Here is a 13,121-nt window from a genome sequence, read left to right on the forward strand (position 1 = left end):
TATATCAAATAATTAGTCTGCTATATGGAATATTTCGTTGACCGTGATTTTTCTTTTCACTATATTGCGGAAATAGCTTGATAGTGTTGCGGTAAGCGTATTGGGATCAAAACCGACCGTCATAGGAGACAAGTCGATGTCGTTTCTACAGCTGGAAAACCTGTCCAAACATTACGGTGACTTCACCGCGGTTGAAAAACTGAACTTGACGGTTGAGAAGGGTGAATTCGTTTCCCTGCTCGGACCTTCAGGTTGCGGCAAGACCACTACGCTGCAAATGATCGCCGGCTTTGTCGACGCGAGTGCAGGGCGTGTGATCCTGGACGGGCGCGACATCACCCACGAGAAACCCAACCGGCGCGGCCTGGGCATCGTGTTCCAGAGCTACGCCTTGTTTCCGCACATGACAGTGAGCGCTAATGTCAGCTTCGGCCTGGAAATGCGGCAGATTGCGCCAGCCGAACGTGCGGAACGGGTACGCAAGGCGCTCGCGCTGGTGCATCTGGACAAATTCGGCCATCGCTATCCGCGCGAGTTGTCCGGCGGTCAGCGTCAACGTGTAGCACTGGCGCGCGCCTTGGTGATTGAACCGCCGGTCTTGCTGCTGGATGAGCCGATGTCTAATCTCGACGCCAAATTGCGCGAAGACATGCAGGTCGAACTGCGCGAGATCCAGCGCAAGGTCGGCACCACCACCATCATGGTCACGCATGACCAGTCGGAAGCGCTATCGATGAGCGATCGCGTGGTCGTCATGGATGCCGGCTGCGCGATACAGATCGCCAAACCGTTCGATGCCTATGAAAATCCGGTGAATCAGTTCGTATCGCAATTCGTCGGCAAGGCCAACTTGTTTGAAGGGCTGGTCGCATCCGTCAATCGGCAAGGGTCGGCGCTGAATGTGCATGGTCAGTTGCTGACTACCTGTGACCCGACGCTGCAGATCGGCGAACGGGTCACACTTTGCTTGCGTCCGGAAAAATTGGAACGCTGCAGTCCGCAAGATGAAATCATCCGAGGTCGCGTGCGTTCGGGCATGTTTCTCGGGAACCAATGGCTGTATCACATCGACACCGGCCTGGGAGATTTGCTGGCTACCTGGCAGAACTGCGGCAATGCCGCATGCAGTAACGGCGAAGAGGTTTCATTGCGGTGGCCGGCCGATGCGCTGCACATCGTCAAGCGCGAACATCAAGAGGCGCAGCATGGCTAAGCCGAATGCGCTATCTTCGGTATCGCTGCCGTATCTGCTGACTACGCCTGGCGCGATCCTTTTTTTTACGATGGTGCTCGTGCCATTGTTGTTAACCTTGCTCTTGTCCTTTTACGGCTTCGACGCCATTACCGGCATCAAGGCTGGTTTTAGCCTGAGCAATTACTGGCTGGTTTTTAGCGATGAATATTTTCATTCGATTTTCCTGCGTACATTTTGGGTGGCAGGGCTAACCACGCTCATCTGCATATTGCTTGGCGCGCCGGAGGCTTATGTGCTGAGCCGCATGGCAAAACCATGGCGGTCGATTTTCCTGATCGTCATTCTCGGCCCGTTGCTGGTGTCGGTGGTGGTACGCGCTTTCGGCTGGAGCATGCTGCTTAGCGCCAATGGATTAATCAATTCGACTCTGGTCTGGTTTGGTTTTGCGCCGCTCAAATTACTCTACACCACAGGGGCAATCGTGGTCGCCCTGGTGCATGTGATGCTGCCGTTCATGGTCATCCCGGTGTGGACCTCTTTGCAAAGACTCGATCCTACAGTCGCCCAAGCAGCGTTGTCGCTGAATGCATCGCCCGCAACCGTGCTGCGGCGGATTGTACTGCCGCAGGTGTTGCCCGGCATTCTGTCTGGCAGCCTGATCGTGTTCGGTCTCAGTGCGAGCGCCTTTGCCATTCCCGGCTTGCTTGGCGGACGCCGCCTGAAAGTGGTGGCGACCACGGTCTATGACGAATTCCTCGGCTCCCTGAACTGGCCGCTGGGAGCATCGATCGCCATCATCCTGCTGCTTGCGAATCTGCTCATCATGTTGAGTTACAACCGGGTTCTGGAACGTAAATATTCCAGGACACTGGGTTAACCGGGTTAATAGGAGAACCGATAGCATGCGCAACAATGGTCCTGTTTCATTGATCTTCCATGCGTTGATAGTGGCGTTTGTACTGGCGCCGCTGCTGGTCGTATGCCTGGTCGCGTTTACGCCGGAAGACACACTGTCCCTGCCGGCCCACGGTGTTTCATTACGCTGGTTCAAGGCTATCTTTGAACATCCCGATTTTGTGCAATCGTTCTACAACAGTCTATTGCTGGCGTTACTGTCGGCCACGCTCTCGCTGTGTGTGGCCTTGCCCGCCGGCCTGGCGATCGGGCGGCTGAGCTTTGCCGGCAGGGATTTCCTGAATGCCTTGTTCCTGTCGCCGCTGATTATTCCTACCCTGGTGCTGGGGGTGGCGCTCATGCGCTTGTTTGCCAGCATGGGCGTTAGCGGTTCGTTCGGTTGGCTGGTGATCGCCCATGTGGTGGTGATCAGTCCCTACGTATTGCGGCTGGTGCTGGCCGCTGTGGCGGGTATGGATAAAAGCGCCGAGCATGCAGCGCAGTCTCTGGGCGCCGGACCGTGGACCGTATTCCGGCGCATCACGCTGCCCATGATATTGCCCGGCATTACCGGCGGCTGGCTGCTGGCATTTATCAATAGTTTCGATGAGTTGACCATGTCGATTTTCGTCACCACGCCAGCTACGGTCACTTTACCGGTACGCATGTACATGTATGCCACTGAATCCATCGATCCGATGATGGCATCTGTATCCGCTTTGATGATCCTGATTACCGGGGTGGCGATGCTGATTCTGGATCGTGTCTACGGACTGGACAAAGTACTGATCGGCCAACAGGGATGAACCCATGCCCGGAATTGGAAACCATGCGATGACCTTATTTACCAGAGTCGCCGAGACGCAACGCGAGCCGGTTGCTTTTTCGCTTGACGGCCGTGTCGTCACAGCGTTGGCGGGCGATACCATATTGGCTGCAGTCCTCACGCAGGCAGACAGCTTGCGATTGTCCGAATTCAGCCGCCGGCCGCGCGCCGGCTTTTGCCTGATCGGCGCTTGCCAGGATTGCTGGATGCGCACCGAGGACGGACAGCCGGTGCGCGCCTGCAGTGCGGAAATTCAAAGCGGCATGCGGCTGCTTAGCGCGGTTCCGGGAGCCACAGATGAGTGACCTGCAGAGCGAACCCCGGATTGTAATCGTCGGCGCCGGGCCGGCTGGCGTGCGGGCCGCCGAGATCCTGGTGGCAGCTGGCTTGCGGCCCGTGATTGTCGACGAGAACCAGCGCGCCGGCGGCCAGATATATCGCCAGCCGCCTGCCGCGTTTGGCGGTTCGGTGCGCTCAAAAAAACAGCTATACGGTTTCGAGTCGGCCAAGGCGGATGCACTGCATCGCACATTTGACAAATTGCGCGGCCATGTCGACTATCTTCCTGAAACCCTGGTGTGGAATTGCGATGGTCGGCAACTGGATCTGCTGGGACGTGGTCGGCATCAGTCGCTGCCGTATTCGCATCTGATGCTATGTACCGGCGCCATCGATCGCATTTTGCCGTTTCCCGGCTGGCTGTTGCCCGGCGTGTATACCCTGGGTGCAGCGCAGGTCGCACTGAAAGCGCAGGGTTGCGTGATTGGCCACAGCATCGTTTTGGTTGGCAGCGGCCCTTTGCTCTATCTGCTTGCCTATCAATATGCGAAGGCAGGGGCCGAAATTGCGGCGGTGCTGGATACCGCTACCTTTTCCGGCAAGTTGCGGGCGACGTTCGATCTGGCCAAGCAACCGCTCACGTTGGGCAAAGGCTTGTATTTTCTGACTTGGCTACGCTGTCATGGCGTCAAGATAGTTGAAGGCGTGCAAAAGATTGCCGTCGCCGGCGAACAAAAAGTACAAGCAATCTCATGGCATAAAAACGGCGTTGAAGAATCGATAGAGTGCGATGCCGTGGCTAGCGGTTTCGGTTTGCGCTCGGAAACCCAACTTGCCGATCTGGCCGGTTGCGCATTCGAATTCGACCAGCTTAATCAACAATGGCTGCCGCAGCGCGACCCGGCCGGACGCAGTAGCGCCAAAGGCGTATACCTTGCCGGCGACGGTGCTGGCATCGCCGGCGCAGATGCCGCCGAGATGGCGGGAAAGCGCGCTGCGCTGGCGTTACTTGAAGATGTGGGAAAGACCGTCGATGTGCGCGAGAGCCGGCGGCTTGATCGCGCGTTGCAACGTATTCAAGGGTTTCGTCGCGGGTTGGAATGCGCGTTCCCCGTCCCTGTCGAATGGGCGCGCGAATGTGCGGATGACGAGATTATTTGCCGTTGCGAAGAAATTACGGCTGGCGAGTTGCGTCAGTCCGTGAATCATGACGGCACGGTTGAAATTAACCGCCTGAAAGCATTGACCCGGGTTGGCATGGGACGTTGCCAGGGACGAGTCTGCAGCGCCGCTGCCGCCGAAATACTGGCTTGCAGCGCCGGCAAGCGGCTGGCAGAAGTCGGGCGGTTGCGCGGGCAACCGCCGGTCAAACCGTTTCCGGTGGCGGTCGGGGTGGCGGCGCAGGTGATGGAGAGTGTGGCGGAGAATGCTGAACTGGAGGCTTCATGAGCGAGCACCTGACGGCAGACGTTGCCATCATCGGCGGCGGCTTGATGGGTTGCTCGGCTGCGCTGGCCTTGCGCCGCATGAATTGCTCGGTGCTGCTGGTGGAGCAAGGCTGGTGCGGCGCACAAGCCAGCGGAGTCAATTACGGCGGAGTGCGGCGCCAAGGCAGGCCTGAGACACAACTGCCGCTAGCCCAGCGTTCGCATGCAATCTGGCAGAGCTTGCCAGAGCTGGTGGGCAGTGACTGCGAATATACAGTCTCAGGTCACCTGAAGCTGGCGCGTAGCGATGCCGAAATGGCATCGCTGGAGGAGTACCGCGGGCAAGCTGAAAAATTTGGGCTGCAGCTTGAGATCCTGGGGCGGGCAGCGCTGCGTCAGCGTTATCCATGGCTGGGTGACAAGGTTGCCGGCGGCTCTCTGTGCGCAAGTGACGGCCACGCCAATCCGCGGTTGGTGGCCGCTGCTTTTGCACTGGCGGCAAAACGCCATGGCGCAGACATCCGCGAAGGCGCGACAGTAGAAACTGCGACCTTCGATGGCAAGCAGTTTACGGTTCGCGCCAGCAACGGACTCGAAGTAAAAGCAAAATTCTTGCTTAACTGCGCCGGCGCATGGGGCGCCACATTTGCTGAACAGTTCGGTGAACATGTGCCGGAATTTCCTATTTTTCCGAATATGTGGGTGACTGAGCCGATGCCGAAACTGGTCGAGCCCAATGTCGGCATCGTCGGCGGCGGTTTCTATGTCCGCCAGGTAGCGCGGGGAAATTTCGTCTTGGGTGGCGGCCGCGGCACGGGGCAACTGGCGATTGCCTCTACACGTCCCACCAGTGCCTCCATGTTCGCCTCGATGAAATTGGCGTGCGAATTCATTCCGGCATTGCAAAACGCTTTGGTGATCCGCAGCTGGACAGGCGTCGAGGGCATGTTGCCGGATCATCAGCCAGTGCTCGGAGCCAGCGCGACAACTCCTGGTTTGTTTCATGCTTTTGGTTTTTCCGGCGCTGGCTTTCAGTTAGCGCCGGCGGTAGGAGAAGTGCTGGCGGACCTGGTGGTCCGTGGGGCGACGGCTACCCCGATCCAGGCTTTCAGGGTTGATAGATTCAGTGGATAGATTGGCCAGTGCAGGCTGACACCAATGTCTTTGTAGTTACATAGGCAATTGCACGTATCGGAAACATCGGGGCGTTTAATTTTTGAGGAGATGGAAACATGAAATTCAAGCACATTATCCTGGCAACAGGATTCATTTCGGCATTAGGCGTCGCTGCGGCCAGCAACGCGGAGACACGTACGCTGTACGTCGGCATGAATGGCGGCAGCATGGAAAAGAACTACACCAGTTATATATTTCCTGAGTTCGAGAAAGCCAATAACGTCAAGATAGTGGTGGTTCCAGGTACTTCGGCAGACATCATGGCCAAGATGTCCGCGCAAAAAGACAAGCCGCAAATGCATCTGGTGTTTCTCGACGATGGCGTCATGTATCGCGCGATCGGCATGGGTTTGTGCCAGAAACTGAAAGACGCTCCGGTATTCAAGGAGATTTACCCTTTTGCCCGCATGGCGAACGACCAGGCAGTGGGGATCGAACTCGGCACGGTAGGCATCGGCTACAACAAAAAAATGTTTGATGAAAAGGGCTGGGCCGCGCCGACTTCCTGGATGGATTTCGCCGATCCGAAATACAAGGGAAAAGTGGTGTTCCAGTCGATTCAGAGCAGCACCTTCGGTCTGCACAGCTTCCTGATGTTTAACCGGTTGGTCGGCGGCACCGACAAGAATGTCGAACCGGGTTTTCAAAAATGGGGTAGCACCGTCGGTCCTAACGTCCTTGAATATCTGTCCAGCTCGGCGAAAATCTCGGAAATGGTGCAAACCGGTGAGACTGCCATTTTCCCGCTGACGCCGACGGCGATTGCGAATTTGAAAGCCAAGGGCATCCCGGCCGAATTCGCCACGCCGAAAGAGGGCGCGGTGATGTTGATGGTCGGCGCTTGTGCGCTGAAAAATAATTCGGAGCCGGATCTCTCGCAAAAATTGGCGGAGTACCTGTTAAGCGCCAGCTCGCAAGCCAAGGCGGTGGAATATGCTAACGCAATTCCACTCAACAGGAATGTCAAAATCCCGGAATCGGTGCAGGCCAAGATCGGCAATGTCGACAAGCTGATGAAAAACATCAACACGGTCGATTGGGATGTCATCAACAAAGAGCGCGCCGCCTGGAACGATCGCTGGAGCCGCATGATCGAACGCTGAGATTTTCCATTGCAACTGCTGCAGGCCGGAGATCGGCTATGCGATCGCAAACGGCGGCGGCCCGGTTCAAGCTAAGAATTCAAACGCTGCAACGACAACGCGACTACGCCACAGTCAGCCGATATGCAGCCGGCGGCTGTGGCGTGTCGATAACGGCTCAGGCCAAAGCGCGCGCCGCCTCTTCAATCAAGGCGACTATTTCGTCGGGGTGCGACGCCATGGAAGCATGGCTCGCCGCCAACTCGATGGTCTTCAGAGGTTTCATTCGTTCGGCGAACCAGCGTTCCGTTGCGGGCGGTATCATGCGATCATTGCTCGAGACCTGATACCAGGATGGTTTGATCTTCCATGCAGGCGGTCCGGAGGCGTCACCAAAGCAACGGGCGGCGATCGGTTTCTGCGTCAATGCCATCACCAAGGCTTCTGTTTCACCCAGGTCCTGGCAAAAATTGTCGCGAAATTTATCCGGGTCGATCCACAAGAAGCCATTGTCGTCCGGTGCAATGCTGGCGGCGCCGGGCGGCGCTTCTCTCATGCCGAAAATACCTCCCGGGGTTTCGCCTTCATCCGGGGCAAAGGCTGCAACGTATACCAGGCCAACCACATTCGGCGCATGGCCTGCACCGGTGATGACCATGCCGCCATAGGAATGGCCGACCAGCAGAGTCGGCCCGTTCTGCGCTGCGGCGAATTTGGTGGTGCGGTCGATATCTTCGGCCAATGATGTGAGCGGATTCTGAACTGCCCTCACGCGATATCCTCTTGCGTGAAGTGGTGGAATTATGTGGCGCCAATGAGAGCCGTCGCCCCACGCGCCGTGTACCAAAACTATATTGAGCTGAGTTGCCATATCGCATTCTCCTGTTCCATTGGGCGACCATTACAGCCATGGGCGGCGTCGCTTGGACCGCTCCATGCAATGAGATCCGATTGAACTGAATTTTGCTGTTAGTGTGCGCCTTCCTCGCATTTTTGGCTGTAAACGGAAAACGCCCCGTGCGCATTTGCGGACGGGGCGGACAGCCGGGACGCAGGTAAATGCCCTGCGTGCCAAAGACTGTTTTAGCGCAGCAAGCTCAACGCCTTGGCAACCCCGGCGCCATATGCCGGATCGGCCTTGGTGCAGTTGGCGATGTGGCGTTCCTGGATTTCCCTGGACGCTCCGCCGACCGCGCGTGCGGTATTGTCGAACAAAGCTTGTTGCTGGGCCGGCGTCATCAAACGGAACAGAGCGCCTGGCTGCGAGTAGTAGTCATCATCGACCCGGTGATTCCAGTGATCCGCCGTGCCTTCCAGCGCCAATGGCGGTTCGGCAAAGTCCGGCTGCTCCTGCCATTCACCCTTGCTGTTGGGCTCGTAACCAATCGCAGCGCCGGCGTTGCTGTCGACACGCATGCTGCCGTCGCGATGGTAGCTGTGGAATGGACACTTCGGCGCATTCACCGGGATCTGATGGTGATTCACGCCCAATCTGTAACGTTGCGCATCGCCGTAAGAAAACAAACGTCCTTGCAGCATTTTGTCAGGCGAGAAGCTGATGCCTGGCACCACGTTGGCCGGCGAGAAGGCCGCCTGCTCGACTTCGGCGAAGTAATTTTCCGGATTGCGGTTCAGTTCCATCACGCCGACTTCAATCAGCGGATAGTCTTTGTGCGGCCAGACCTTGGTCAGGTCGAAAGGATTGATGTGGTAGGAGCCTGCATCTTTCTCCGGCATGATCTGGATGAACAGTTTCCAGCGTGGGAAATCTTTCTTTTCGATGCTGTCGAACAGATCGCGTTGAGCGCTTTCACGGTCATTGCCGACCAGTGCAGCGGCTTCGGCATCGGTGATGTTTTCAATACCTTGCTCGGTCTTGAAGGTGAATTTGACCCAGTTGCGCTCGTTTTTTGCATTGATGAAGCTGAATGTATGGCTGCCGAAACCATGCATGTGACGGTACGAGCGCGGCAGGCCGCGGTCGCTCATCACGATGGTGACCTGATGCAGCGCTTCCGGCAGCAAGGTCCAGAAATCCCAGTTATTGTCGGCGCTGCGCAGGTTGGTTTTCGGGTCGCGCTTGACTGCGCGATTCAGGTCAGGGAATTTGAGCGGATCGCGCAGGAAAAATACCGGCGTATTGTTGCCAACCAGATCCCAGTTGCCTTCTTCGGTATAGAACTTGATGGCGAAGCCACGGATATCGCGTTCCGCATCGGCCGCGCCGCGTTCACCGGCAACGGTTGAGAAACGTACGAACAGATCGGTTTTCTTGCCGATTTCAGAAAAAATCTTGGCTTTGGTGTATTGGCTGATGTCGTGGGTGACGGTAAAGGTACCGTGCGCGCCGGAACCCTTGGCGTGCATGCGGCGTTCAGGAATCACCTCGCGGTCGAAGTGCGCCAGTTTTTCGAGGAACCAGACATCTTGCAGCAAGGCCGGACCGCGTGGGCCGGCAGTCTGGATGTTCTGGTTGTCGACGACAGGGGCGCCGGCGGCGGTAGTAAGCTTTTTCATGCTATTCCTTTCAGTGAACGGGAGGGAAGGTCTTGTCTGTATTATTCTCGATATCGTTAAATAGATAAAATTAATTTTAATTAAATTATCGATAGTCATTAACTACCATGATTGCCATTATACTATGATTGCTTAAATGTTAACCATGATGTTTATTTGCTGCTGATGAGATCTGCGCTCATGCTTCCGGCAGCGGAATCCACTCGTCGTCGCCTGGCACTCGATCGAAGCGCTGCTCGCGCCAATTGTTTTTGGCGGTTTCAATCAGTTGCGGGTCGCTGGCAACGAAATTCCACCAGATGGTGCGCGGGCCGTCGATAGGGGCGCCGCCCAACAGCATGACCAGGGCGGCTTCGCTGGCGGCAATCTTTACTGCCCGATCCGTTTGCAATACAGCCAGCACACCCGTTTCCAACGCTTCACCGTCGATAGTCACGCTGCCGCTGGCGACATACACGGCTTGCTGCGGGTATTCCGCTTCAAGCGTGAACTGCGCTCCCGCCTGCATTTCGGTGGCGACATACAGGGTCGGCGAATTGATTTTGACTGGCGCTTCCCGGCCAAACGCGCGGCCGGCGACGACGCGCAGCTGGTAACCGTCACCTTTTATCAGAGGCAAGCTCGCCGCCGGGTGGTGGGCGAAGGCGGGCGCGCATTCTTCATCGGCCAGTGGCAACGCCACCCAGGTCTGGATCCCGTGCAGGCGCCAGCCGTTGGCGCGTTGCGCTGCGGGCGTGCGTTCAGCGTGGACGATACCGCGTCCCGCTGTCATCCAGTTGACGTCGCCGGGAATGATTTCCTGATCGTTACCCAGGCTGTCATGGTGGCGGATTGCGCCTTCGAACAGGTAAGTGACGGTTGCCAGGCCGATATGCGGATGGGGCCGGACATCGATGCCTTGGCCGCTGGCAAAATCGACTGGTCCCATGTGGTCGAAAAACAGGAAAGGCCCAACGCTTTGATGGCGGCCCGCAGGCAGTACGCGGCGCACCACCAGTTCGCCGAGATCGCGGGCGCGGCCCGGGATGCGATATGCAATCGAGGGTGTTATCGGGGTTGTCATAGTGTGTCCTGGTTTAGTGTGCCCTGGTTTAAGTAAACAAAAAAACAAGGCCGCTGCAACAAAACGACTTGCACAGGTTGGAGACATTAGCATATTTGAATGTTCCGGGCGGAGTGCAAAAAAAGAGCCGGTTTCGTTCGCAGAAAAACTGCGAACGAAACCGGCCCTGATTAAATGTTTCCGTGGTCGCGCATCGCGTAGGGTGGCACGAATGCCCACGCGTGACCGCGATAGCCGGAGTGCAAACCCTCGCGGCGCGGAAATAAGTATGTGCGTGGAGCGAGTTCACGCGTGGGCACAAAAGCGTGCCCACCCTACGATTACATCAAGGAACGATGGTGGTAAACAAATAGACAGCAAAAATCACCAGGTGGACAGTACCTTGCATGACAGTGGTACGTCCGGTGCCGAGTGAAAAAGCGGCGACGATGAACGACAGCAGCAACAGCACCGTGGATTTGATATCCAGGCCGAGCGACAAGGTCCAGCCGGTAGTCAGCGAAACGATGGCCACCGCCGGAATGGTCAGGCCGATACTGGCCAGCGCCGAGCCCAGCGCCAGGTTGAGGCTGGTCTGGAGGCGATTGGCGCGCGCTGCCCGCACGGCGGCCAATCCTTCCGGCAGCAGCACCACTGCGGCAATGATGATGCCGACCAGGGTCTTGGGCGCACCGACGCTGGCGACGGCGGTTTCCAGGGTCGGCGCCAGCGACTTCGCCAGCAGAACTACCGCGCCCAGGCAAACCAGCAGCAAGCCGCCGCTGACTAGCGCTATCTTGTTCGATGGCGGCGCTGCATGGACATCTTCATCGTTGATCGCTTCTTCCGGCAGGAAATAGTCGCGGTGGCGCACGGTTTGCACCAACACGAAGGTACCGTAGAGTATCAATGAGATAACGGCGATGAACGCCAGCTGGCTGGGGCTGTAGAACGGCCCTACCGCAGATGAGGTGTAGTTGGGTAATACCAGGGTCAGCACCGCGATTGCCGCCAGCGTGGCGAGCGAGGCGCTGACGCCCAGCAAGCCGAAACTTTGTTCTTTATGGTGGCTGGCGCCAACCAGCAGGCAGATGCCGACGATACCGTTGAGAATGATCATGATGGCGGCAAACACGGTATCGCGTGCCAGCCCGGTGGTTTCCTCGCCGCCGGCCAGCATCAGCGATACGATCAGCGCGACTTCAATCAGTGTCACCGCCAGCGCCAGCACCAGGGTACCGTAAGGTTCGCCAACCCGGTGCGCCACTACCTCGGCGTGATACACCGCTGCCAGCACGCTGCCGAGCAAGCCGGCCACCAGCAATATTGTATAAGCGCCGCCGAAATTAAAACTTGCGCCGCCAAGAAATATCCAGCCGGCGATCGGAGCCGCAATGGACCATATGGGGAGTGTAGGAGAAATTTTCATAGGCAGATTGAACACGTATCAAGTAATTTTTGCAAGCCTTGCGTGAATGGCAAATTTTTACAGACGTCGTCAGGGTAGGGTATGGCGGGCATCCACCACGATTTGCCGCGTTCGCTGCAAGTGCTGTCCACCGCAGCCGGCGATCGGCAAGCCATACAGGCAAACCAGGTCGGCCAATGCCAGCATCTGATCTGTTTACCGCGAACCAGATGTTTCATTTGCCGGCCGCCAGCCGCCGCCGGTCCAGGGGTTTCAGGTCGGCCGCCATATGGCTGGCCAGATAATCGATGAATACTCGCATTTTCGGCGCCAGATAACGGGTCGGCAGGTATTGTATGAAGGCCGTGCCCTGATACGCGGCGATGAACTCCCAATCGGTGAGCACGGCTTTTACCAAGCCTTGCTCAAGGGCGTTGCGCACGATGAAATAGGGCAGGCAGCCGATACCCAGGTTTTGCAGCACGCCTTCCAGCCGCGCTTCACTGTGATTGACGACATAGCGTCCGCTGACCTTGATAATGGTGGTTTCACCCTGGCGCATGAAGCGCCAGTCGGAATCTCCCGGGGTTTCGCCGAGGTAAAGGCAACTATGGCCGCACAGGTCTTGCGGCTGTTTCGGGGTGCCGTGCCGGGCCAGATAGCTGGGAGTGGCGCACAGCACCTGGTCGATCGACATCAGCGGCCGCGCCACCAGGCCGTCGGCTGGCTGGCTGGTGATGCGGATCACCAGGTCGGCATCGTCATTGATCAAATCGACGTGACGATCGGTCAGGATCAGTTGCACATCGACTTGCGGATATTTTTCCAGGAAACCGGGTATCAGAGGAGTAACCACCGATTTTCCGAAGGCTTTCGGCATGCCGACCCGCAACAGGCCCTGCGGCACCGCCACGAATTTATCGGCGACGTCCATCGCCGCCTTGGCCGCGTTCACCATCTCCAGGCAGCGCTGATAAGCCTCGCTGCCGGATTCGCTCAGGCGCAGTTTGCGCGTGGTTCGCTCCAATAACCTGACCGATAATGCCTGCTCGAGACGTGATACCTGGCGGCTGACGGCCGAGGGCGTCATTCCCAGCTCCAGGGCCGCCGTCGAAAAGCTGCCGGTTTCTACTACCCGCACAAACACAGCCATGTCAGGCATCAGCTTGATATATCGGTTAGCTCCCATTTATTCCCGCCGCGCACAAGTGTTGTTCTGAATTGATAGATTATCGTATTTGCCGGAATAAAACATAATAACTATCAATAACGATG

General features: G+C 57.3%; 12 protein-coding genes. 7 read left to right on the forward strand and 5 right to left on the reverse strand.

Features of this window, described 5'->3' with window-relative positions:
• The first annotated feature begins 136 nt into the window (after positions 1–136).
• The 7 genes from KHU29_RS00095 to KHU29_RS00125 all read left to right on the forward strand — a co-directional run bounded on the left by KHU29_RS00095 (position 137) and on the right by KHU29_RS00125 (position 6,900).
• On the forward strand, positions 137–1,213 hold the full coding sequence (locus KHU29_RS00095; protein WP_211450687.1) for an ABC transporter ATP-binding protein: 1,077 nt from the start codon (positions 137–139) through the stop codon (positions 1,211–1,213).
• Positions 1,206–2,072: an ABC transporter permease gene (locus KHU29_RS00100; protein WP_211450688.1), complete on the forward strand. Its 867-nt coding sequence runs from the start codon at positions 1,206–1,208 to the stop codon at positions 2,070–2,072. Before KHU29_RS00095 ends, KHU29_RS00100 begins: the two co-directional genes overlap by 8 nt.
• Before the next feature lie 25 nt (positions 2,073–2,097).
• Positions 2,098–2,895, forward strand: coding sequence for an ABC transporter permease (locus KHU29_RS00105; protein ID WP_211450689.1), 798 nt, complete (start codon positions 2,098–2,100; stop codon positions 2,893–2,895).
• Positions 2,896–2,923: 28 nt separating this feature from the next.
• Entirely contained in the window at positions 2,924–3,220 is a 297-nt protein-coding gene (locus tag KHU29_RS00110; RefSeq protein WP_211450690.1) for a (2Fe-2S)-binding protein, read from the forward strand.
• Positions 3,213–4,643, forward strand: a complete 1,431-nt coding sequence (locus KHU29_RS00115; protein ID WP_211450691.1) for an FAD/NAD(P)-dependent oxidoreductase — start codon at positions 3,213–3,215, stop codon at positions 4,641–4,643. Before KHU29_RS00110 ends, KHU29_RS00115 begins: the two co-directional genes overlap by 8 nt.
• Positions 4,640–5,755: an NAD(P)/FAD-dependent oxidoreductase gene (locus tag KHU29_RS00120; RefSeq protein WP_211450692.1), complete on the forward strand. Its 1,116-nt coding sequence runs from the start codon at positions 4,640–4,642 to the stop codon at positions 5,753–5,755. The genes KHU29_RS00115 and KHU29_RS00120 overlap by 4 nt, the downstream gene beginning before the upstream one ends.
• 98 nt (positions 5,756–5,853) lie before the next feature.
• The gene (locus tag KHU29_RS00125; protein WP_211450693.1) at positions 5,854–6,900 is read left to right on the forward strand and encodes an ABC transporter substrate-binding protein; all 1,047 of its coding nucleotides are present in this window, start codon (positions 5,854–5,856) and stop codon (positions 6,898–6,900) included.
• Between the two features lie 157 nt (positions 6,901–7,057).
• Here the strand turns inward: KHU29_RS00125 and KHU29_RS00130 are convergent, their stop codons facing one another.
• The 5 genes from KHU29_RS00130 to KHU29_RS00150 all read right to left on the reverse strand — a co-directional run bounded on the left by KHU29_RS00130 (position 7,058) and on the right by KHU29_RS00150 (position 13,035).
• Entirely contained in the window at positions 7,058–7,750 is a 693-nt protein-coding gene (locus KHU29_RS00130) for an alpha/beta fold hydrolase (RefSeq protein WP_211450694.1), read from the reverse strand.
• 212 nt (positions 7,751–7,962) lie between these two features.
• Positions 7,963–9,396: a catalase gene (locus tag KHU29_RS00135; RefSeq protein WP_211450695.1), complete on the reverse strand. Its 1,434-nt coding sequence runs from the start codon at positions 9,394–9,396 to the stop codon at positions 7,963–7,965.
• Between the two features lie 178 nt (positions 9,397–9,574).
• Positions 9,575–10,447 carry a pirin family protein gene (locus KHU29_RS00140; RefSeq protein WP_425514438.1) on the reverse strand — a complete coding sequence of 291 codons (873 nt, stop codon included), beginning with the start codon at positions 10,445–10,447 and terminating at the stop codon, positions 9,575–9,577.
• Positions 10,448–10,784: 337 nt separating this feature from the next.
• Positions 10,785–11,867, reverse strand: coding sequence for a calcium:cation antiporter (locus KHU29_RS00145; protein ID WP_211450697.1), 1,083 nt, complete (start codon positions 11,865–11,867; stop codon positions 10,785–10,787).
• A 214-nt stretch (positions 11,868–12,081) separates the two neighbouring features.
• The gene (locus KHU29_RS00150) at positions 12,082–13,035 is read right to left on the reverse strand and encodes a LysR family transcriptional regulator (RefSeq protein ID WP_211450698.1); all 954 of its coding nucleotides are present in this window, start codon (positions 13,033–13,035) and stop codon (positions 12,082–12,084) included.
• Positions 13,036–13,121 lie beyond the last annotated feature (86 nt).

It is taken from the genome of Collimonas antrihumi, from assembly GCF_018304965.1.
Classification (GTDB): domain Bacteria; phylum Pseudomonadota; class Gammaproteobacteria; order Burkholderiales; family Burkholderiaceae_D; genus Collimonas; species Collimonas antrihumi.